Origin of the sequence: Phenylobacterium aquaticum (genome assembly GCF_022695515.1) — a bacterium.
GTDB lineage: Bacteria > Pseudomonadota > Alphaproteobacteria > Caulobacterales > Caulobacteraceae > Phenylobacterium > Phenylobacterium aquaticum.
On record NZ_JALDPT010000001.1, the window covers coordinates 63,275 to 84,489 of the forward strand.

The following is a 21,215-nucleotide window of genomic DNA, read 5'->3' on the forward strand; positions in this document are numbered from 1 at the left end:
TTCCTAAGCTTCACCTCAGCCCGCAAACCACGACCCCGCCCACCTCAGACACCCCAACAAGTTACATCGAATTGCGGAAACTTGGCCTTACGTAGAATCCCCAGTGTGTGATCTCCCGAATTTAGTCCGAGGCCTGGTCCGCCTACCCATGGCTCCAACGTCAACATGCGTCCAGGAGCGAACCGATGCATCTCCAATCTTCCCTCGCCGCGACCCGGACCATCCTTCGCGATGATTTCAAGGGGCGCTCGGCGCTGACCGACCAAGCGTCGGGATCGTCAGCGGACCACCTCGGCGTGGCCGGGGTGCGGATGACCTGGAGGCGCAACGAAGAGATCTTCGGCGAAGGCGAGCCCGCTACCTGCGTCTACCGGGTCCTGAAGGGCGTCGTGCGCACCTACCGGATTCTGGCCGATGGTCGCCGCCAGATCGCCGAGTTCTTCCTGCCGGGCGAGGTATTCGGCTTGCATGCCCGCGCAGTGCATCAGGCGTCCGCCGAGGCGGTGACGGATTGCGAGGTGGTCGCCGTTCGGCGCGGCCAGCTCTCCGAACGGGCCATGACCGACGGCGCAACGGCCCATAAGCTCCTGGCCCTGACGCTGCACCAACTTCTCCGCAGTGAGGAACACATGCTGATCCTCGGCCGCAAGACGGCCTCAGAGCGCCTAGCCTGGTTCCTGATGGATATGGCCGAGCGAATTCCCGCGCCGAACCGGGTCGAGCTGCCGATGTCGCGCCAAGACATCGCCGATTACCTGGGCCTCACCATTGAGACGGTCTCGCGGACGATGACCCAACTGCAGGACGACGGCGTCATCGAGCTTCCGACCCGCCGCCAGGTCGTCCTGCGTGAGCGTCAAACCTTGATGGACCTCGCCGCCTGAGGCTCCCGACGCCTCCGCGCGGGCATCGATGCGGGGGCGGGAGATCGGGCCCATGATCGGTGCGCGTGGACGCCCACGTGGCCCCGCGCATTTGACTCGGATCAAGGCGCGCGCATCGCGTTCTGTTGCACGGGACCTTTCATGCTGAAGACCTATGCGCTCTTCCTTCGCGGCGACGGCGACGAACCGCAGAAATTCCAGGCGGCGACCTGCAAGACCGACGCCGAGGTCCTGCAGAGGGCGCGCGCCTTACTCGTGAACCACCCCGAGTGCGAAGCTGTCGATGTCTTCTTTGGCGACACGGAGCTGTTCCGCGTCAAACAGGAATCGAACCGTTAGTCGGCGCGGCCGCCGGCGCGGGAACCCTCAGGCTAGCCAAGCTCGTCGCATAGCGAAGGTGCAGCTAGGGTCAAGAATCCAGCGCCGCGACCCCGGGCAAGGTCTTTCCCGCCATCCACTCGAGGAAGGCGCCGCCGGCGGTCGAGACGAAGCTGAAGTCATCGGCAAGGCCTGCAGCGCCTAGCGCCGCCGCCGTGTCTCCGCCGCCGGCCACGGCGATCAGCTTGCCCGACTTGGCGAGGGCGGCGGCATGGCGCGCGACCTGCAAGGTTCCGGCGTCGAAGGGCGGAACTTCGAAGACTCCGAGCGGCCCGTTCCAGATCAGGGTCGCCGATTCGTTTATGGCCGCCAGGATCTGCCTGAGGCTGACGGGCCCCAGGTCGAGAATGCGCTCCTGCGGCCGGATCTGGTCGAGCTCAATGACACGCGATGGGGCGCCCGGGTCCAGCGTCTCGGCCACGACCACGTCTGTGGGCAGCAGCACTCGGCAACCTAGGGCCTGGGCCCTGTCGAGGATTTTCAGGGCGATCTCGGCCAGCTCCTTCTCCGCGAGCGAGGCGCCCACGTCATGGCCTTGGGCGAAACGGAAGGTGTTGGCCATGCCCCCGCCGATGGCGAGGTAGTCCAGCTTGCCGACCAGATTGTTCAGGAGGTCGATCTTGGTCGAGACCTTCGCCCCGCCGACCAGAGCGATCACCGGCCGCTTGGGCGAGCCCAGAGCCCTTTCGAGGTGCTCCAGTTCCGTCTGCATGGAGCGGCCGGGGTAGGCGGGCAAAAGGTGCGCGACGCCCTCCGTCGAGGCGTGGGCTCGGTGCGCCGCCGAGAACGCGTCGTTGACGTAGAGATCGGCCAGCGCCGCCAGGGCGCGGGCGAAGGCCGGGTCGTTCGCCTCCTCGCCCGGATGGAAGCGCAGGTTCTCCAGCAGGAGAACGTCGCCATCGCGGAGCTTGTCGACAGCCCCCAAGGCGATCGGCCCGATGCAGTCCTCTGCGAAAGCGACAGGGGCGCCGATCAGCTGGGACAGGATGGGCGCGAGCGGGCGAAGGCTCATAGACGGGACGCGCTGGCCCTCGGGCCGGTCAAAGTGGGAGATCAAAATCACTCGCCCGCGCCTTTTGCGTAGGTCTGCAATGGTGGGAAGCGCCGCCTTCACTCGAGCGTCATCGACAATGCGACCGGCCTCCACGGGGACATTGAAGTCGACCCGGACCAGGATTCGCTTACTCGCGACGTCGGCGTCGCCCAGTGTTCGAAAGCCCACGGTTCTTGCGCGCCTTTACTAGCCAATGCATGTAGCTGGGCAGCTCAAGCTTAAGAGGCCAGGTCGCCCTGCAGGCCTCCGGTGCTTAGGTGAGGAGACGCGTGATCGGTCCAACCCATTACGCCGGGAGGGTTTTCGCGTTGTGGGCCCGTCGGCCCGGACGGGTCGTGGTGCGGCCGATGGGGCGGAGACGCCATGCGGCAAGCAGGAACACTCGCCCATCTAAACCGAACGCCAATGCGTCAGAATCTGGTCGTTCCACTCCCTGGCGGCCCATACTTGATCGGGCTCGGCCTGGTAATACCTGCCAGCTTCAGGGCGTCACCTCCCTAATTGGCCCGTCGAGGTTTCTGGATGTCAGCGAGTCGCAGTGAAGCCCTCATGGCCGCGAGGAAGCGTCTTCGGACGTTCGGCAGCGCGCCTGACCCGAAGAAACAGGCGCGCGAGTTGTATTCCGAACTCGTCCGGGCCGACGGGTGGACCCCGCGTGAGCGCGACGCCATCGAAACCTTTGGAGGGTGGTTAGGGGATTACCCAGCCGCCTCGGAGTTGAGACTGCGTTGCGAGCAGCTGCTTGCCACGTTGGCGGACAATTAGGTCCGGAAATTCAATCGTCTGACCCAGATCCTGAGCGCGGGCGCATCGGGATCGGAGGATCCGGAGCTGTAATCGCGCCGGCGGTGCTGCGTCCGTACCTGCCTGAGCAGCCTCCTCGGCGTCGGCCTCTTACACAAGGACCCACCATGCTCCATCTGACCAGCCTCGGCGGCGCCGGCACCGTCACGGGCTCCAAACACCTGCTCGAGAACGACGGCCGCTCGATCCTGGTGGATTGCGGGCTCTTCCAGGGTCAGAAGGCGCTACGCGAGCAGAATTGGGCGCCGTTCCCGGTCGCTCCGGGCGGCTTGGACGCCGTCGTCCTCACCCACGCCCACCTCGATCACTCCGGCTACCTGCCGAAGCTCGTCAAGGAGGGCTTCCGCAAGCACATCGTCAGCACCCATGCGACGCTGGAACTCAGCGACATCATCCTGCGCGACAGCGGCCACATCCAGGAGAGCGACGCCGAAAATGCGAACCGCCATGGCTATTCAAGGCACAAGCCAGCGCTTCCGCTCTACGGCGTGCGAGACGCCGAGCGGGCCATGGAGTTTTTCTCGCCCGCCGAGGTCCACAAACCCGTCGAGCTGCCCGGCGGAGCGCGCCTGACGCTACGTCGCGCCGGTCACATCCTGGGCGCCGCGACCGCGGAGATCGCTTGGGCCGGCCAGAAGGTGGTCTTCTCCGGCGATCTGGGGCGTTACGATGACGCCATGATGCGCGATCCGGAGGTGGTGCCCGAGGCCGACTACCTGATCGTCGAGTCGACCTACGGGAACCGGCGCCACGAGCGGACCGATCCGACCGATGCCCTGGGCCGCGTGATCGAACGCACCGTTCAACGCGGGGGCACCGTCGTCATCCCGGCCTTCGCGGTCGGACGCGCGCAGTCGCTGCTCTATCACATCTGGAAGTTGAAGCAGGCCGGCCGCATCGGGCTGGTGCCCGTCTACCTCGACAGTCCGATGGCCATCGACGTCAGCGATCTGCTCTGCAGCCACCTGGACGACCACCGGCTCACGCCGGAGGTCTGTCGCGCCGCCTGTGCGGTGGCGACCTATACCCGCGACGTGGAAGCCTCGAAGGAGATCACGCGCAACACCATGCCGAAGGTGATCATCTCCGCCAGCGGCATGGCGACCGGCGGGCGGGTGCTCCACCACATGAAGGCCTACGGCCCGGATCGACGCAACACGATCCTATTCTCCGGCTTCCAGGCGGCGGGCACCCGCGGCGCGGCGCTTCTGGGTGGCGCCAAGGAAGTGAAGATCCACGGCCAATGGATCCGGATCGAGGCGCAGGTCGAGAACCTGCCGATGCTCTCGGCCCACGCCGACGCCGACGAGATCCTGCGCTGGCTGGGCGGCTTCAAGCGGCCGCCCAAGCGCACCTTCATCGTCCACGGCGAACCCGACGCGTCGGAGACGCTGCGCACCCGGATCGAGGGAGAGCTCGGCTGGTCGTGCACCGTGTCGGCGCCGATGGAGAAGTACGAGCTGTGAGCCCATCTCTGGAGCCTGCGGACGCGATCCCCCAGGCGCCGCCACTCAAGGTGCGGCGGCTGGGATTGGTCACTCAGCATGAAGCCATCGTCCTGATGCGCACCGACTGCCACGTCTGTCGGGCCGAAGGGCTGACGGCCCGCGCGCAGGTGACGCTCTCGGCGAACGGGCGGGAGGCCTACGCCACGCTCTACCAGGTCGACGCCGATTGGCTGGGCCACGATGAGGCGGGTCTCTCGGAATCCCTCTGGAGCCTTCTTGGCGTGGAGGAGGGCGCTGCGGTCACGGTCCGGCACGCCCCCGCTTTGGAGTCGCTGTCCAGCATCCGCCGGCGGATCTATGGCCAACGCCTCTCCGCCGAGGCGTTCCAAGAGATTGTCACCGATGTGGTGGCGGGCCGCTACACCGACATTCATCTGGCCGCGTTCCTGACCGCCTCGTCCGCCCTGCCGCTCGATCATGACGAGACAGTCGCCCTGACGCGCGCCATGGTCCACGCTGGAGAGCGCTTGACCTGGTCGGGCGGAATCGTCGTCGACAAGCATTCGGTCGGGGGCCTGCCGGGCAACCGTACGACGCCGATCGTGGTGGCGATCGTCACGGCTTTCGGCCTGACAATGCCCAAGACATCGTCGCGGGCGATTACCTCGCCCGCCGGGACCGCGGACACCATGGAAACCCTGGCTCCGGTCGATCTGGACCTACCGGCGATCCGAAGGGTGGTCGAGCGGGAAGGGGGCTGCATCGTCTGGGGCGGCGCCGTGAAGCTCAGCCCGGCCGATGACGTCTTCATCCGCGTGGAGCGGGTGCTGGACGTCGACACCGAGGGCCAGCTGGTCGCTTCGGTGCTCTCCAAGAAGATCGCGGCGGGCTCAACCCACGTGGTGCTCGATATCCCCGTGGGTCCCACCGCGAAGGTGCGCAGCGAGGCGGCCGGCCTCCGGCTGGCCGAGACGCTTGGTCGCGTGGCCCAGGCGTTCGGCCTCACCACCCAGTGCTTGATCTCCGACGGCAGCCAACCTGTCGGGCGCGGCATCGGCCCGGCTCTCGAAGCCCTGGATGTCCTGGCGGTCTTGCAGGGCGCGGCGGACGCCCCCCGCGACCTGCGCGCGCACGCCTGTGTTCTGGCCGGCGCCGCCCTGGAGTTCGGCGGCCTGGCGAAGCCCGGCGAGGGCGCTGCGCTCGCGGCCCAGGCGCTCGACGACGGCCGGGCGTGGACGAAATTCCAGGCCATCTGCGAGGCCCAGGGCGGACTGCACACCCCGCCATCCGCCGCGCAGACGCAACCGCTCGGCGCCCAGCGCGGCGGGCGCGTGGTGCATGTCAACAATCGCAAAGTCGCCCGGTTGGCCAAGCTGGCCGGCGCACCAGAGGCCAAGGCCGCTGGCGTAGCCATGAAGGTGCGGCTTGGCGACGAGGTGGCGGCGGGGCAGCCGCTGATGATCGTGCACGCCCAGTCTCCGGGCGAACTCGCCTACGCCCTCGACTACGCCAACCACAACGCGGACCTTGTAGAGATCGAACCGTGACCCGCCAGCTGCTGCTCGTCATGCCCGGCAACGAGGCCTTTGGGACGCGCCTGGCCACGGCGCTTGAGATCGAAACCACGCCGCTGGAGACGCGCCGCTTCCCGGACGGTGAGAGTTACCTGCGGTTCACCGGCGACGTTGCTGGCGCCGAGCTGGTCGTGGTTTGTACGCTGGCGGCGCCCGATCCCCAGTTCCTGGGTCTGGTGTTCGCCGCGCGCACCGCGCGCGAACTTGGCGCGGCCAAGCTCACCCTGATCGCGCCCTATCTCGCCTATATGCGCCAGGACAAGCCGTTTCATCCCGGCGAGGCCGTGACCTCCACGCACTTCGCGCGCCTGCTCTCGCAGGAGTTCGACCGCATCATTACGGTGGATCCCCACCTGCACCGGCGCAAGAGCCTGTCAGAGATCTACAGTATCCCCGCCGACGTGGTGCATGCCGCCCCGGCTCTCGCCGCCTGGATCAAGGCGAACGTCGCACAGCCATTGGTCATCGGTCCGGACGTCGAGAGCGAGCAGTGGGTCTCGGAGGTCGCCGAGGGCGCGGGCGCACCAGCGGTGGTGCTTCGCAAGGAGCGCTTCGGGGATCGCGACGTCCGAATCTCCCTGCCGGACCTCCAAGCCTGGCGTGGCCGTACGCCCGTGCTCGTCGACGATATCGTCTCCTCGGGTCGAACCATGATCGAAGCGACACAGGGGTTGATCGCCGCGGGCTTCGTTGCGCCGGTCTGCGTCGGCGTCCACGCCCTCTTCGCCCAGGACGCCTATCAGCGCCTCACCGAGACGGCGCAGCGGGTCGTGTCCACCGATGCGGTTCCCCACCCGAGCAACGAGATCTATCTCGCGGATCTGCTGAGCACGGCGTTGCGCGTCTGAACCCGACCGCCGATCTCACGCGGGCCTGGGGCTCTGGGAGCCCGCTCGCCTCGCTACCGGCCTCGGGCTGCAGACCCCTCTGCTCAGCTCGGCTCTCCCAATTCTGGAGCGTGGGGAGGCCGAAGGGCATCCCAGTGCGTAAGGCTCAGCGGTGTGCGGCGTCGTTGTCGGGAGAGTGCGCCTTCGCCGACCGTGGATGATCGGACCGCACCTAACACCTTGGAGAGACGCCATGGCCTGGCTTTCGCAAAACTGGATATGGATTCTCGCGGGTCTCGCCTTCGTGGCGCTTCACCTGTTCGGGCATGGCGGCCATCAGGGCCGCGGCGGCCATGGCCGCAGTGATCGCGGCGAGGGCGGCGCTCACGTGCACGGCGGCGATAGCCCGGCGCCACCGGCGGATCGCGTCGCATCGGGCGACCCGCGGCGTTGACGTGACACTCGTCTCGGATCTGCGGCGGGCGCATGGCTCCCGCGCTGGACCTGCGGGCGGCAAACCACACCATCGCACGTCCAAACGGTGGGACGCGCTGAACAATCAGCAATGGGAGACGCCTACATGAAACTGTCCAAAATCATGCACCTGATGAGCATTCTCATCGGCATTGTCGGCGCGCTGGCGCTTTTCGGGGCCTGGGCCGCGCAGGAGAACGGGACCTTCCTCGGACTCTCGCAGGGCCACCTCTTCAACGACGCCATCGTGCTCGAGCTGATCGCCATCGCCGCGAGCATCTGCACCCTGGTCCGCATCGAGCTCGAGAAGGCTAACCCGGGATCCTCGCCACTGCTTTAGCGGCGAAGGCCGGTCGAGCCCGAGCGCCGTGTCACGCGCCGCGCCACGAGGGGCGTCTCCACGCTTGTTCGGCGGACGTACAGGACGGGTTCGGCGCGCGCAGCCTCTCCGGTGTGTTCGCCGGATCGCATCTTTATACGCTCTCAGAGAGCCTGCGGTCCGCTCGCCTTCGCAGACCAAATCGCCGGGGGTGAGGACACGACATGGGCTCAGTGCTTTTCACTCAACTGGGACTCGGCACCGTCACCGTGGCCGTTACGGTGCTCACCCATCTGCTCGGCCTGAGCGGCCTCATCGCTCTGATGCGCCTGCACACACAGCGACTGATGACAGCGCAGGCGCGTTTCAACCAGGCAGCGATCTTGGTGGGCGCCGCCTTTGGTCTCTTTGCACTCCATACGCTGGAGATTTGGGGATACGCGGCCCTCTACTGGGTCTTGAAGGCGGTCCCCACCTTTGAGGAGGCGTTGTATTTCTCCACCGTCACCTATGCGACGATCGGATTCGGGGACCTGATCCTGCCGCGCACCTGGCGCATCCTCGGCGCCATCGAAGGTGTAAACGGAGTCATCCTCCTGGGCTGGTCGACCGCCTTCTTCGTCTCGGTTGTGTCTCAGATCCGCGCCCTCGAGCACGACTGGGTGGCGCGCTGAGCCCGAGAACGAAATCGACGCAACCAGGATAGGACGAGCGAGGCGCTGGCCGTCTCCGATGACGGTTTGGGGCGTGGTCTCGATCCGTCGGGGCTCAGTCCCGCTCACGCGCCATGCGGCCCGCCGGAATGAGCGCCAGCCCCAGGGCGAGGCTCGCAGCCCCCCATAGCGCGATCGGGCTGCCGACCGACTGCGACAGGCCCGTCGCCAGGGCGGCGATCAACTGGCCGGCGCTGGCCGCGGCGGCCTGCAGGCCGAGGCCTGCGCCCTGGGCGCCGGATTGAAGGCGCGAGGTCAGGTAGCTCGCCAGAACATTCAGAGCCGCGGCGGCCGAGGCAACGGCGCTGATAGCGAGGGCCTGGAGCCAGAAGCCGGCCAGCAGCGGAGACGCCGCAAGCACCAGCGCAAGAAGGATCAGCAGGGGACGCATCAGGCCGGTCGCGCGCGCCGCCGCGTTGCGTCCGGCGAAGATCACCACCTCGGTCAAGAACATGACGCCGCCGCAGAAGCTCAGCAGCAGAGCGGCCGAGGTTCGACCACCGGCGCTGCCCAGCGGCATCACGGCAAGCTCTTGGGCGACAACCGCCCCCACGGCGATGGCTGAGAGGGCAAGGAGGTAGGTCCGCGCGCCCAGCGGTCCGCGAGCGCGCAACGCCTGACGGGACCGTAGTCCTGGGTCCGGCTCCAGGACGATCATCAGGGCCGCGCCCACCGTCGCCAGCGCCCCCGGCGCGATGACGGGCGCGAGTTTCCCCACCCCCGCCAACACTTCGCCCATCAAAGGTCCCGCGAGATAGCCCGCGAGCACCGAGGCGTTGAGCCAGGCGAATCGCCGCGCACGCGCGTCAGGCGCCGGCCAGCGGTCGGCGAGATATGCCAGGGCCGTCGGCGCAACGGCCGCCGTGAAGCCGCCGTCGAGGCCGCGCGCGATGTAAAGGCCCCCGAGGTTGCCGGCGAGTTCCGTGGCCACGAGCCCGATCGCGAAACCCCCAGCTCCAATCGCCAGGATGCTGCGCCGCCCGAATCGATCGGACAGCCGACCCCAGAGCGGCGCGGCGAGGAGCGCTGAGGCGAAGTAGGTAGCGGTCAGGCCGCCGACATGGCGCGCCAACCACGCCGGCCCACCGGCCCCGGGCAGCGCCTCCAACAACTCCGGTAGACGGGGCAGGGCGATCCCGTAGCCGGTCGCCGCGGCAAAGGCGGCGAGCATGAGGACGGGCAGGGCCCAGGATCGCAGCCTTGACGGCGGCTGGCTCAAGCCGGCCGCACGGCAGGTTGGACAGGCGGCGCAGGCCGCACATGCTGCCGGGCCTGTCCCAACCGAGTCCGCTTGAGCAGCAGCGCGTTGACGGCGACCAGAGCGGAGCTTCCCGACATGGCCAGGGCGGCGATCTCGGGGCTCAGGGTGACCGGGTAGAGAACGCCGGCCGCGAGCGGGAAGGCGACGACATTATAGCCCACCGCCCACCAGAGGTTCTGGTGCATCTTGCGAAGGGTGGCGCGGGACAGCTCGATGGCCTTGACCACGTCCAGGGGGTCGCTCCTCATCAGCACCACGTCGGCGCTCTCGATCGCCACGTCGGTGCCAGCGCCGATGGCGAAGCCGACGTCAGCCTGGGTTAGCGCCGGGGCGTCGTTGACCCCGTCCCCGACCATGCCGACCTTCTCACCTTTCGCCTGCAACGCCTTGATCTTGGCGGCCTTGTCGCCGGGTAGGACGTCGGCGAGCACGATGTCGATACCGAGTTCGTCGCCGATCCGCTTGGCGGTCCCGGCATTGTCCCCAGTGAGCATGGCGACCTTCACCCCCAGAGACTGCAGCTGGCGGATGGTCTCCCCGGCGGTCGGGCGGGCGGCGTCGGCGATGGCGATGAGGCCCATGAGCTGGCCGTCGCGGGCCAGGTGTACGACGGTGCGGCCGGCGCCCTGCAGGCGGGCGGCTTCATCGGTGAGCGGGCCCAGCGCCACCTTGCGCTCATCCATCAGCCGACGGTTCCCGAGGAGGACCATCTGGCCGCCCACGCGCGCTTCAGCGCCGCGGCCTTCCAGCGCCTTGAAGTCGGCGGCGGCGGGCATCGTCAGTTGACCGGCGCGTTCCAGGATCGCCACCGCCAGCGGGTGTTCCGAACCCTTCTCGATGGCGGCGGCGGCGGTCAGCACGGCCGTCTCGTCGAGTCCCTCGGCCGGGACCACCTGGACCACCTTGGGCTGGCCCATGGTGAGAGTGCCGGTCTTGTCGAGCACCACGACGGTGAGCTTGACCGAATTTTCGAGGGCGCCGGCGTCCTTGATCAGGATGCCATGGGCGGCGCCCAGCCCGGTGCCCACCATGACGGCCATCGGCGTGGCCAGCCCCAACGCATCAGGGCAGGCGATGACAAAGACAGTGATGGTGAGCGTCAGCGCAAAGAGCAGCGTCTGGCCGAGCAGCCAGAACCAGACGCCAAAGGTCAAGAGACCGATCAAGATCGCCGCCACCACGAGCCACTGGGAGGCCCGGTCGGCGAGCAGCTGCGCCGGGGCTTTGGAGTTCTGGGCTTCCTGGACCAGCTTGACGATCTGGGCCAGGGCGGTATCGGAGCCGACCTTGGTGGCGCGATAGCGGAAAACGCCGGCCTTGTTGATCGATCCGCCGACGACCCCGTCGCCGACCCCCTTGGAGACGGGCATGGACTCCCCGGTCAGCATGGATTCGTCGATCTCCGAGGCGCCGTCCTCGATCGTGCCGTCCACCGGGACCTTGCCGCCCGGCCGCACGATCAGCAGATCGCCAACCAGGACCTCGGCGGTAGGGACTTCCTTTTCGACGCCGTCGCGCACGACCATGGCCATCGGCGGCGCCAGGTCCATCAGCCGGCGGATCGCCTCGGAGGCGCCGGCGCGAGCGCGCATTTCCAACCAATGCCCGAGCAGGATGAAGACCAGCAGGAGGGCGGAGGCTTCGTAGAACTGCTCGGCCTTGAAGAAGAAGGTCGCGCCGATGCTGAACAGGTAGCCGGTGCCGACGCTCAGCAGCACCAGCACGGCCATGTTGAAGACGCCATGGCGCAGCGCCCGGACAGCGGCGATGAAGAAGGGCCAGCCCGGATAGAGGATGGCGGCGCTGGCCAGACCGAACAGCGTTAGGTTGAGATCCCAGCCGAAGGGCGGTTTCACCCGCAGGGCGTCCATGCCCATGGGCGCGAGGAAGAAGATCGGGACGGTGAACGCCAGGGCCACGAGGAAGCGATTGCGCATGTCGCGCGCCATCGCCTTCATATCGGCTCCGGGCCCGTGGCCCATCGCCGCCATGTCGTCTTCGGCGCCGGCGGCGTGTTTTCCGTGCGCCGTGTGCTCTGCTCTGGGCGCCGGCGGGCGGTCTTTCCCCCGCGCTTCCCTCGCGGGCTCGGCGCCTGGCGATGCGCCGTGCATGTGCGCAGCGTGAGGGGCGGCTTGTGCCGGGGCCTTCGGATCCTGCGGGCTGACGGTGTCCTCGTCCGGCGCACAGAGGTGGCGGGGCACCACCTCGCCACGGCAATGGAACCCGCAGTCGCGCACCGCTTGACGGAGCGCCTCGACCGTGGTCAGCCCCTCATCATAGGTGACCGAGGCCGAGGCGGAGGCGAAGTTCGCCGTCGCGGCCTTGACCCCCGGAAGGCCGCGCAATTTTCGCTCCACCACCAGCGGGTCGAGCGGCGTGCGGAAGCTGGTGACGTCGACGGTCGTCGTTCTCAAGGCGGTCACTCACTCTTGGGGCGCGGGATCAATGCGCCGCCGCGGCGGATCGCGATCGGCCCAGGCGCGGGATGAAGGCGGGCGTCTTGCGCATGTAGGCGCGATAGGCGTCGCCGAACCGGGCCAGAGTGTCACGTTCCTCGGCGACGGCGAGCCGCCAATACATGACGACTAGCACCGGGAACATCAGCACGGTCAGGATGGTCGGCCATTGCAGCAGGAACCCGAACATGATCAGGACGAAGCCGTCGTACTGCGGGTGCCGGACCTTCGCGTAGAGCCCGCTGGTGGCGAGGACGCCTTCGCGCTGGGCCTTGTAGAGCACCGGCCAAGCCGCCGAGATCAGCCAGAAGCCGCCGCCGATGAAGATGAAGCTGAGGATGTGGAACGGCCCGAAGTGGGGGTTCGCCCTCCAGCCGAACATTTCCTCAAGCAGGTGCCCCGCGTCGTGCGACAGCCAATTGACGTTCGGATAGCGGCTCTGCAGCCAGCCCGAGAACAGGTAGATGGTCAGCGGGAAGCCGTACATCTCTGTAAAGAGGGCGACGACGAAGGCGCTGAAGCCCCCGAAGGCCCGCCAGTCCAGCTTGGTCCGCGGCTTGAAGAAGCTGAACGCGAAGAAGATGAACAGGACGGAATTGAGCACTACGAGGGCCCAGAGCCCGTAGGCGGGGGTGTTGTCGTGCATGGCGGACCTCAGTGGCGATGTGGGGAAGGCGGCGCCGGGGTCGTGGGCGCGGTGTCGTCAGACGCGTTCCCGCCATGCCCACCGTGGCCGCCATGCATGGACATGTGGAGCAGCGGGCAGAGCAGCAGCAGGAGCAGGGGCGCCCAGCCAAGCACATGCATCCGATGTTCGGTAAACAGCAGCGCCACCAGGGCGAGCACAAAGACCCCGATCACGATCTTGCCGGCTGTGCCGGTCCAAGATTTCCCTGTCTGTGACATGGTTCGCCTCCCTCTCATCACGCGCGCAGCGGCCGATGGACCGCCGGCCTCCGCTAGTTCGATCGCTCATAGGCGAAGACCGCCTTGGCCGGGTCGTGTTGGCGGCCGGCGCGCGCCACGTTGAAGGTCAATCGATATTGTCCCGGATGGCGCAGGGACACATAGCCGCCATAGGTGGTGTCGCCGTTCACCGTCATCGGCTCGAGCGGCATGGTATTGTGCCCCGGATGGCCTGGGCCCTGGACGCTCAGCAGGACTGTGGCGTCATCAACGCGGGCGTTGGTCTTAGAATCAACCACAGCCAAGGTGATATGATCGGTTCCCTCTGGCGGCCCCCCGTGCATCTGAGCCTCGGTGTGATCTTGGGCGTGCGCGGCCACGACGCTGCTGTCGGTGACGCCGTAGTCGAGCCGAAGGCCTTCGACGACTTGCGACGGCCCCTCGACCGGTTTGGGCTGGCAGGCGGCGAGCGCAAGCCCGACGAAGGCGCCAAGGAAGAGGGTTGGCGTCTTGTCACGCAATCTGGTGACGTTGGGCATCGGCATCTCACGTTCCTCCAAGGACACCGCGGCGGGCTGTGGCCTTCGACGCCGAACCGGCCAGAGCATTACACCCTTCATCCCTCCGCGCCGTCGCCGGCGAGCTGGTGGAGGCGGGCCTTGGCCCAGCAGTCGGCGAGGGCGCAGGTGTGGCACTTCTCACTGAGGGCCTGGCGCAGGGCGGCGCGGGCGCGGTGCAGGCGGACGCCGGCGTTGTTGGTGGTGAGGCCAAGACCGCCTGCCACCTGCTTGAGCGGACGCTCGGCGAGATAGGTCTGCTGCAGCATCTGGGCGTAGTCGGGCTTGAGGGTCGCCAGCAGGCCCTTCAGGCACTCGGTCGCAGCGGCCAGGTCCTCTTCCTCGCCGGGTCCGTCGGGGGCGGGCTGGGCGGCCAGGGTTTCGGCCAGGCGGCGGCGGACGGCGGCGCGGCGGTAGCGGTCGACCACAATGCGGCGCAGGGAGACGGCCATCCAGGCCTCGGGCCGCTCGGCGGCCTGCAGGGTCCCGGCGTGCTGTAGGAACTTGATGGAGGCGTCCTGCCAGGCGTCCTCGGCGTCTTCGTGGGAGGGCAGGCGGCCGCGCAGGAAGCGGACCTGTCCGGCCCGCTCGGCGGCGAGACGGCGGCCCAGGCGCTCGGCCGCGGGATCAGTAAACCCGCGCGCCGCTGAAGGTTCCAACGGTTGTAATGTTGTAGACGCAGCGGCGTCTGGATCCTGTGTCGTGGTCAGTCGAAGCATCGGTCGGGTCCCTCGAAGTCTCCGCCAACAACACTGGCCGCGATCCTGCGGCGTCGATTTGACCCAGATCAATCGGCTTCTTCTTGTCGCAGATAGAAGAAAGTCTTAGGGATTTCTTCTTCTGATGCGTATTGCCTTTCCCAATGCAGCCGGCCCTACCCGGCTTGCTGGCGCATGAGCTGTAAGGTCCCGCGCACAGCGGCGTCTTTGAACGAGCCCGGCAGGGCGCGGACGGTTCGCCGGGAGGGGCAGGGTGAAGATTCAGGCACGACAGGTGACGCTGCTGGTGGCGTTGGGCCTCGCGCTTCTGGCGGCCGGCTCAGCGATCGCCTATTGGCGGCTGAAGCCGCCGCCGGCGCCGGCCCAGGTGATCTACGGCAGCGGCCGCATCGAGGCCGACGAGGTGCGGGTGGGCCTGGAGTTGGGTGGGCGCCTGGTGGAGAACCGTGCGGTCGAGGGGGCGACCCTCGAGCTGGGCGCGCCCCTGGCGCGCATCGAGCCCGCGGACGTGGCGCTGCAGTCGGAGCGCGCGGCCGCGCAGCAGGCGGCGGCGGCGGAGACGGAAGCCCAGATCGTCAGCCAGATCGGTCTGGCGCAGCACCACACGATGACGGCGCGGGCCGACCTTGATCGTTACGAGAGCCTGGCGCGCGACGGCTACGCGCCGGCCCAGCGCCTCGACGTCGTGCGCAACGCCTATCAGGCGGCGGCGGATCAGGTCGCGGTGCTGAAAGCGCGGCGCGCCGAAGCGGCCGCCCAGGCGCGAGCAGCCGGTAAGGTGCTCGAGCTTAGCCGCTCGCAGCTTGCGAAGACCAGCGTCGCGGCCCCGATCACCGGGGCGGTCCTGCAGCGTCTGGCCGAGCCCGGCGAGGTCGTGGCGGCGGGCCAACCGGTCGCGGTGCTGGCCGACCTGACGCGCGTGAAGCTGCGCGTTTTCGTCGGCGAGCGGGATCTGGGCAAGGTCCGGTTAGGCGCGCCGGCGCGGATCCGGGTCGACGCCTTTCCGGGGCGCGACTTCACCGCGCGGGTGGCGCGGGTGGACGCCCAGGCCCAGTTCACGCCCCGCGACATCCATATGCAGGATGAGCGCAGCCGCACGGTGTACGGCGTGACCTTGGAGGCGCCGAACCCGCAAGGCGTGCTTAAGCCCGGCATGCCGGCGGACGCCTGGATCCTCTGGGATGCCCGTGTCGGCTGGCCAGCCCGCCTGGCCGCGCCGCAGTAGGGGCCCCAGATGAGCCAACCCGTCGTCGTCGCTGAAGCATTGGGTCGGCGTTATGGACGCCGCCAGGTGCTGGACGGCGTAAGCTTTGAGGTCGGGCCCGGCGAGGTGTTCGGCGTCGTGGGACCCGACGGCGCCGGCAAGACCACGCTGTTGCAGATCCTGGCCGCCATCCTGCGGCCGACCACGGGGAGCTGTCGCGTCCTGGGGGAGGACGTGCGCCGCGCGTCCGAGCGGGTCCAGGCGCGCATCGGCTATATGTCCCAGGGCTTCTCGCTCTATGACAAGCTGACCGTGGCGGAGAACATCGCCTTCGCCGCGGATATCCGCGACGTGCCGCCGGCGGCTCTGGCTGAGCGGCGAACGCGGCTGCTGGCGATGGCCGGGCTGGAACGGTTCGAAGCGCGGCGCGAAGGCCAGCTCTCCGGCGGCATGCGCAAGAAGCTCGCGCTCTGCGCCAACCTGATCCACGAGCCGCCCCTGCTCATTCTCGACGAGCCCAGTCTCGGGGTCGATCCGCTGTCGCGCCGCGAGCTCTGGCGCATCCTCGACCAGGCGAAGGCCGATGGCCGCTCCATCGTGTTTGCGACCTCCTACATGGACGAGGCCGACGCCAGCGACCGGGTCCTGCTGCTTCGCGACGGCCGTCCGCTCGCGATCGGTGCGCCAGCCGACCTGAGGAGCCAGGCGAAGGGCCGCGTTTACCGCGTGGTCACCGCCGATCCGGGCCCGACGGAGCGCCAGCTCAGCGCCAACCCCGAGGTGATCAGCTTCCAGCGCCGGGCCGGCGATGAACTGCGGGTGCAGATGCGATCCCAAGCGCCGCCGAGGCTGTCGGGGGACGCGCGCGCCGAGGCCGCGGAGCCCAGCATGGAAGATGTCTTCACGGTTGCGTCCGCTCCGCCGCCAGCGCCGGTTGGGACGGCGGAGCCGGCGCCGCCTGAGCGACCGGCCACGACTGCGGCGCCGGACGTGATTGTCGCCGAAGGGGTGGCCCGCCGGTTTGGTGATTTCAAGGCTGTGGACGACGTCACCCTTAGCGTCGCGCCTGGCGAGGTCCTGGGACTGCTCGGCCCCAATGGCGCGGGAAAGACGACCCTGATCCGCATTCTGTGCGGGCTGCTGGCGCCCAGCGCCGGGCGCGCCCGGGTGGCCGGGTTTGATGTCGCCGGCCAGAGCGAGGCGGTGCGCGCCCGCATCGGCTACATGTCGCAGCGGTTCTCGCTCTATCCGGATCTCAGCGCCCGGGAGAACCTCCTGTTCTTCGCCCGCGCCTACGGTGTGCCTCGCGCCGAGCTCAAGGCGCGGATCGCCTGGGCGGCGGCGCGCGCGGGGCTCGAGGGCGAAGGGGAGGAGACCGTCTCGTCGCTCTCGGGGGCGACCCGCCAGAGATTGGCGCTCGCCTGCGCCATGGTCCACCGCCCGCAGGTGCTCTTCCTCGACGAGCCCACCTCGGGCGTCGATCCGCTCTCCCGGTTCCGCTTCTGGCGGCTCATCGCCGCGCTCGCCGCCGATGGCGTCGGGGTGGTGGTCACCACCCACTATCTGGAGGAAGCCACCTTCTGCGATCGGCTTGGGCTGATGATGGACGGGCGGTTGATCGCTCTGGGGCCGCTGGCGGATCTGACCGCCGAGCTGGGGCTGGAGACGGCCACGGTGGAAGACGTATTCTTAGGGTTCATCGCCCGCGAGCGGGCCGCGAGGCGTGCGGCATGAAACTGCGTCGTCTGCTGGCCTTCTCCCGTAAGGAAGTGATCGAGATCTCACGGGATCGCTTCACCATCGGGGTGGCGCTGTTCATGCCGGTGATGATGCTATTCCTGTTCGTCTACGGCATCACCTTGGACGTCGAAAATGCGCCGTTGATGGTGGTCGACCACGACAAGAGCGCCGCCAGCCGGGAACTGCAGGCCAGGTTCGTCAACTCGGGCTATTTCATGCTCAAGGCGGCCCCTGAGGACGAGCGCGCCGCCGAGCACGCGCTGATGCGCGGCGAGACCCGTGCGGCGTTGTTCATTCCCAAGGGCTTCGCGCGTCGTCTGGGCCGCGGCGACGGTGCGCCGGTGCAGTTCGTGGTGGACGGCACCTACGCCAGCACGGCGGCGATCCTGTCAGCCTATGGCCGGGCGATCCTCTATGCCTTCCCGGGCGAACTGCGCCTTCCCGTCCAGCCAGAGGTGCGAGTCTGGTATAATCCGCAACTGCGCAGCCGAAATTTCATCGTTCCCGGCCTGTTCGCGGTCATCCTGATGGCGTTTCCGCCGCTGCTGACGGCTCTGGCCGTCTCGCGCGAGAAAGAGCTGGGCACCATCGCCCAGATCTACGCCTCGCCGCTCACCCGCGGCGAATTCATCGCCGGCAAACTGCTGCCCTATGCGGGCATTGCCTTCCTGGAACTTTTGATCGTGGTGATCGGCGGCCTGGTCTGGTTCCAGGTGCCGGTGCGCGGCAGCCTGACGCTGCTGCTCGCCGTCGGTCTGTTATACGTTGTCTGTACGGTCTCCATCGGCCTTCTGGTCTCCACCTTGGTGCGCACGCAGCTGGCGGCGATGCTCACAGCCTTGATCGTCACCCTGATGCCCGCCTTCCTGTTTTCCGGCTTCATCTATCCGATCTTCACCATGCCGGCCGGCTTCCAGATCTACGCCTCGGCCTTCCCCACCCGCTATTTCCTCGAACTGTCGCGGGGGATTGTGCTTCGGGGCGCCGGTTTGCGAGAGCTCTGGCCCAACGTGGCGGTGCTGGCGGCCTACACGGTCGTGGTGTTCGCGATCGCCGCCTGGCGCTTCCGCAAGAGGATCGCCTGATGCTGGGCCGCCTGGCGGGACTGCTGGCCAAGGAGTTCGCTCAGTTCCTGCGCGACCCAGTGATGCTGTTCATCGTCCTCTTCCTCTACACCGCCGAGCTCGTGATGTGCACACTGGCGCTGGGCTTCGACGTCCAGGACCTGAAGCTCGGGGTCATCGATCACGATCGGTCCGCCGCCAGCCGCGCCCTGGTGCAGGACCTGACGACCGGCGGAAACTTCGTCCTGACAGACCAGTTCTCGAGCTTGCAGCAGGCCCAAGGCCGGCTGCAACGGGGCGCGCTCGACGTGGTGGTTGAAATCCCGCCAGATCTGAGCGCGCGGCTGGCCGGCGGTCGCCAGGCGTCGCTGAGTGTGGTGGTGGACGGTTCGAACGGCAATGTCGCCGCCCGGGCGCGAGCCTATGTGATCGAGATCCTGGCGCGGTTCGCCCAGGCCCAAGCGGTCGCAAGGCCCCGCGCGCCATCGACCCAGGCCGGCGTCCGATCCGAGGTGCGCGTCTGGTACAACCCGGATCTGACCAACACGCGGTTCATGGCCTTGGCGATGCTGGCCCAGGCGGGCTTGATGTTGGGCGTGGTCTTGCCGGCCGCCGCCATCGTACGCGAGAAGCAGGGCGGGACCATCGAGCAGCTTCGGGTCACCCCGGTCCGCGCCCATGAGCTCTTCATCGCCAAGGTGACCCCGACCATAGTCATCTGCACCGGCGCGGTCTTTCCGGCGCTGCTGATCATGACGCTGATGGGTGTGCCGATGCGCGGGGACGTGATGACGCTTCTGGCGCTCACGGCGGTCTATCTGCTGAGCGCGGTCTCCTTGGGGACCCTGGTGGGCGCTATCACAGAGACCCTGCAACAGGCCATGCTGCTGGGCTTCTTCAGCCTCTTCCCGCTGCTGTTCCTGTCCGGGACCATCGCCCCGATCGAGAGCATGCCCGGATGGTTGCAGACGGCCTCCCTGGTCAGCCCCCAGCGGCACTATGTGGATATCGTCTCCGGCCTCTTCCTGAAGGGGGCGGGACTGGCGGAGCTCTGGCCGCATGTTCTGGCGCTGGTGGGGATCAGCACGGCGATGTTCCTGGGTGGATGGCTGCTCTTTCGGCGGCAATGGTGAGTTGATTCGGCGGAGACGGTCCGATGGAGATTGTGGTCTTCGAGGCGGAGGAGTGGGAGGTCGCCGCCTGCGCGCGGCTCTCACCGGAGCATCGACTGACCTGCTCGCCTGAACCTTTGCGGGCGCAAGGGGTGGAGGCGTTCGCTCAGGCGGAGGCAATCAGCCCCTTCGTGCAGTCCGACCTCAGCGGCGACATCCTCCGGCGCCTGCCGCACCTGAGACTGATCGCCACGCGTTCGACCGGGTTCGACCACATCGATCTCGACTATTGCCGCGACGTGGGCGTGACCGTCTGCAACGTGCCGGACTATGGGGACCATACGGTCGCGGAGCACACCTTCGCCCTACTGCTGGCGCTCTGTCGGCGGATTCCCCAGGCGGTGGACCGCACGCGCCGCGGCGACTTCTCACAACAGGGTCTGCGCGGCTTCGAACTGAGCGGCAAGACGCTCGGCGTGATCGGGACCGGCCGGATCGGGCGGCGCGTGGTGGAGATCGCCCGCGGCTTCGGCATGCGGGTGGTCGCCTTCGACAAGTCCCCCAACTCCGCAGCGGTCCAGACTCTGGGCCTGCGCTATGCGCCCTTGCCGGAGCTTCTCGCCGCCTCCGATGTGGTCACGCTGCACGTTCCCGGCGGGTCCGGGCTGCTGCTCGGCGAGGCGGAGATCGCCCAGATGAAACCTGGGGCGGTGCTGATCAACACCGCCCGGGGCGGGGTGATCGATACTGCGGCGCTCGGTCGCGCCGTGGCTGAGGGCCGCCTGGCCGGCGCGGCCCTCGATGTCATCGCCGAAGAACGCGCCCTGCGGGACGAGGCGGAAACCTTCCGGGCGGAGGCGTATGACCTGGAGCGGCTGCGCCTCATGGTCGCCGACCAGGCGCTCCTGCGGCGCCCGGAGGTGTTGATCACGCCGCACATCGCCTACGACACCGAAGAGGCGGTCCGGCGCATCATCGACACCACCTTGCGGAACATCGAAGGCTTCATCCGCGGCGCACCGCAAAACGTCGTGCAGGGCCCGGCCGCGCCGTCCAGCTGACAGCTGAAGCGCGAAGGGGAGCGGAGAATCGCCGAGCGTAAGGTCAGGCCCGGGGCGACGTCAGAGGTGAGACGCTGGAATAGTCCATTGCCCCCGCACACCCACCCGCCACCGCCGCCACCACGGGCCCTGATCTCCGGCGCCGCCCTGCTGGCGCTGGCGCTGGTGGCGCTGCTGGTTCCGTTCGCGCCCGCCTCTGTGGCGCTGGCGGTCCTGGGCGGGGTCCTGCTGGCAGGCGCCGCTGTCGGTCTGCTCACCCTCACCGGGGGTGGCGGCGCGGCGCGCGCCCTTCGACTGGCCTGGGCTGTCGCTGCGGCCCTGACGGGAGCCGCCGTGCTGTGGCATCACGGCTCCGGCGTCGGCTCCTTGCCCCTGCTCGTGGGCGTCGGGGTCGTCTTCATGCTCGCGATCACCCTCGCCGAAGCCTGGCGCCAGCACCGGGAAGGGCCGGTACGGTGGGGCGGGCTGGCGGCGGGGGCCCTGCTGCTGGCCGGGTTGGGTTTGCTGATCGTCCGCGCCGCGCCGCACGCGGGGCTCATGACCCTGGGCGTCTTCCTCGCGGCCAGTCTCGGCGGCTTCGGCCTGTCGCTGATCGCACGCACGCTCATCGACCGGCTCGGCGCCTGGTTCCTCTGAGCCTTCGCACGAGCCGCTGCGCGT

General features: G+C 68.2%; 21 protein-coding genes. 14 read left to right on the forward strand and 7 right to left on the reverse strand.

Annotated features, from left to right (window positions below; translation table 11 throughout):
• Nucleotides 1-296 precede the first annotated feature (296 nt).
• Together MQH10_RS00310 and MQH10_RS00315 are read left to right on the forward strand one after the other, a co-directional pair.
• Nucleotides 297-884: a helix-turn-helix domain-containing protein gene (locus tag MQH10_RS00310; RefSeq protein WP_242562079.1), complete on the forward strand. Its 588-nt coding sequence runs from the start codon at nt 297-299 to the stop codon at nt 882-884.
• Between the two features lie 141 nt (nt 885-1,025).
• Entirely contained in the window at nt 1,026-1,223 is a 198-nt protein-coding gene (locus tag MQH10_RS00315) for a hypothetical protein (RefSeq protein ID WP_242562080.1), read from the forward strand.
• A gap of 70 nt (nt 1,224-1,293) precedes the next feature.
• On the opposite strand, the gene MQH10_RS00320 is transcribed toward MQH10_RS00315, so the two are convergent.
• On the reverse strand, nt 1,294-2,484 hold the full coding sequence (locus tag MQH10_RS00320; RefSeq protein ID WP_242562081.1) for a phosphoglycerate kinase: 1,191 nt from the start codon (nt 2,482-2,484) through the stop codon (nt 1,294-1,296).
• Between the two features lie 743 nt (nt 2,485-3,227).
• Between MQH10_RS00320 and MQH10_RS00325 the strand changes: the two genes are divergently transcribed.
• The 6 genes from MQH10_RS00325 (at nt 3,228) to MQH10_RS00350 (ending at nt 8,436) form a co-directional block, all read left to right on the forward strand.
• The gene (locus MQH10_RS00325; RefSeq protein ID WP_242562082.1) at nt 3,228-4,586 is read left to right on the forward strand and encodes an MBL fold metallo-hydrolase RNA specificity domain-containing protein; all 1,359 of its coding nucleotides are present in this window, start codon (nt 3,228-3,230) and stop codon (nt 4,584-4,586) included.
• Nucleotides 4,583-6,115 carry a thymidine phosphorylase family protein gene (locus tag MQH10_RS00330; RefSeq protein WP_242562083.1) on the forward strand — a complete coding sequence of 511 codons (1,533 nt, stop codon included), beginning with the start codon at nt 4,583-4,585 and terminating at the stop codon, nt 6,113-6,115. Before MQH10_RS00325 ends, MQH10_RS00330 begins: the two co-directional genes overlap by 4 nt.
• Nucleotides 6,112-6,990 carry a ribose-phosphate pyrophosphokinase gene (locus tag MQH10_RS00335; RefSeq protein WP_242562084.1) on the forward strand — a complete coding sequence of 293 codons (879 nt, stop codon included), beginning with the start codon at nt 6,112-6,114 and terminating at the stop codon, nt 6,988-6,990. Before MQH10_RS00330 ends, MQH10_RS00335 begins: the two co-directional genes overlap by 4 nt.
• Nucleotides 6,991-7,222: 232 nt before the next feature.
• Complete coding sequence (locus MQH10_RS00340; RefSeq protein ID WP_242562085.1) at nt 7,223-7,423, forward strand: DUF2933 domain-containing protein; 201 nt, start codon at nt 7,223-7,225, stop codon at nt 7,421-7,423.
• A gap of 126 nt (nt 7,424-7,549) precedes the next feature.
• Nucleotides 7,550-7,783 (forward strand): hypothetical protein, encoded by a 234-nt coding sequence (locus MQH10_RS00345; RefSeq protein WP_242562086.1) that lies wholly within the window; start codon nt 7,550-7,552, stop codon nt 7,781-7,783.
• Nucleotides 7,784-7,986: 203 nt separating this feature from the next.
• A complete protein-coding gene (locus MQH10_RS00350; protein ID WP_242562087.1) occupies nt 7,987-8,436 on the forward strand; it encodes a potassium channel family protein in 450 nt (149 codons plus the stop codon).
• Between the two features lie 94 nt (nt 8,437-8,530).
• Here the strand turns inward: MQH10_RS00350 and MQH10_RS00355 are convergent, their stop codons facing one another.
• The 6 genes from MQH10_RS00355 to MQH10_RS00380 form a co-directional block, all read right to left on the reverse strand.
• Nucleotides 8,531-9,646 (reverse strand): MFS transporter, encoded by a 1,116-nt coding sequence (locus MQH10_RS00355; RefSeq protein ID WP_242562088.1) that lies wholly within the window; start codon nt 9,644-9,646, stop codon nt 8,531-8,533.
• A 44-nt stretch (nt 9,647-9,690) separates the two neighbouring features.
• The gene (locus MQH10_RS00360) at nt 9,691-12,159 is read right to left on the reverse strand and encodes a heavy metal translocating P-type ATPase (RefSeq protein WP_242562089.1); all 2,469 of its coding nucleotides are present in this window, start codon (nt 12,157-12,159) and stop codon (nt 9,691-9,693) included.
• Nucleotides 12,160-12,178: 19 nt separating this feature from the next.
• A complete protein-coding gene (locus MQH10_RS00365; RefSeq protein ID WP_242562090.1) occupies nt 12,179-12,838 on the reverse strand; it encodes a methyltransferase family protein in 660 nt (219 codons plus the stop codon).
• 8 nt (nt 12,839-12,846) lie between these two features.
• Nucleotides 12,847-13,098, reverse strand: a complete 252-nt coding sequence (locus tag MQH10_RS00370; RefSeq protein ID WP_242562091.1) for a DUF2933 domain-containing protein — start codon at nt 13,096-13,098, stop codon at nt 12,847-12,849.
• Nucleotides 13,099-13,151: 53 nt separating this feature from the next.
• Nucleotides 13,152-13,643 carry a hypothetical protein gene (locus tag MQH10_RS00375; protein WP_242562092.1) on the reverse strand — a complete coding sequence of 164 codons (492 nt, stop codon included), beginning with the start codon at nt 13,641-13,643 and terminating at the stop codon, nt 13,152-13,154.
• Nucleotides 13,644-13,714: 71 nt separating this feature from the next.
• A complete protein-coding gene (locus MQH10_RS00380; RefSeq protein WP_242562093.1) occupies nt 13,715-14,314 on the reverse strand; it encodes an RNA polymerase sigma factor in 600 nt (199 codons plus the stop codon).
• A 313-nt stretch (nt 14,315-14,627) separates the two neighbouring features.
• Between MQH10_RS00380 and MQH10_RS00385 the strand changes: the two genes are divergently transcribed.
• The 6 genes from MQH10_RS00385 to MQH10_RS00410 all read left to right on the forward strand — a co-directional run bounded on the left by MQH10_RS00385 (nt 14,628) and on the right by MQH10_RS00410 (nt 21,191).
• Nucleotides 14,628-15,599: an HlyD family secretion protein gene (locus MQH10_RS00385; RefSeq protein WP_242562094.1), complete on the forward strand. Its 972-nt coding sequence runs from the start codon at nt 14,628-14,630 to the stop codon at nt 15,597-15,599.
• Between the two features lie 9 nt (nt 15,600-15,608).
• Nucleotides 15,609-17,312 carry an ATP-binding cassette domain-containing protein gene (locus MQH10_RS00390; protein ID WP_242562095.1) on the forward strand — a complete coding sequence of 568 codons (1,704 nt, stop codon included), beginning with the start codon at nt 15,609-15,611 and terminating at the stop codon, nt 17,310-17,312.
• Nucleotides 17,309-18,403 (forward strand): ABC transporter permease, encoded by a 1,095-nt coding sequence (locus MQH10_RS00395; RefSeq protein ID WP_242562096.1) that lies wholly within the window; start codon nt 17,309-17,311, stop codon nt 18,401-18,403. Before MQH10_RS00390 ends, MQH10_RS00395 begins: the two co-directional genes overlap by 4 nt.
• A complete protein-coding gene (locus tag MQH10_RS00400; protein WP_242562097.1) occupies nt 18,403-19,515 on the forward strand; it encodes an ABC transporter permease in 1,113 nt (370 codons plus the stop codon). The genes MQH10_RS00395 and MQH10_RS00400 overlap by 1 nt, the downstream gene beginning before the upstream one ends.
• Nucleotides 19,516-19,538: 23 nt before the next feature.
• Nucleotides 19,539-20,555, forward strand: a complete 1,017-nt coding sequence (locus MQH10_RS00405) for a hydroxyacid dehydrogenase (RefSeq protein ID WP_242562098.1) — start codon at nt 19,539-19,541, stop codon at nt 20,553-20,555.
• 87 nt (nt 20,556-20,642) lie between these two features.
• Nucleotides 20,643-21,191, forward strand: a complete 549-nt coding sequence (locus MQH10_RS00410; protein ID WP_242562099.1) for a hypothetical protein — start codon at nt 20,643-20,645, stop codon at nt 21,189-21,191.
• The last annotated feature ends 24 nt before the right edge of the window (nt 21,192-21,215 follow it).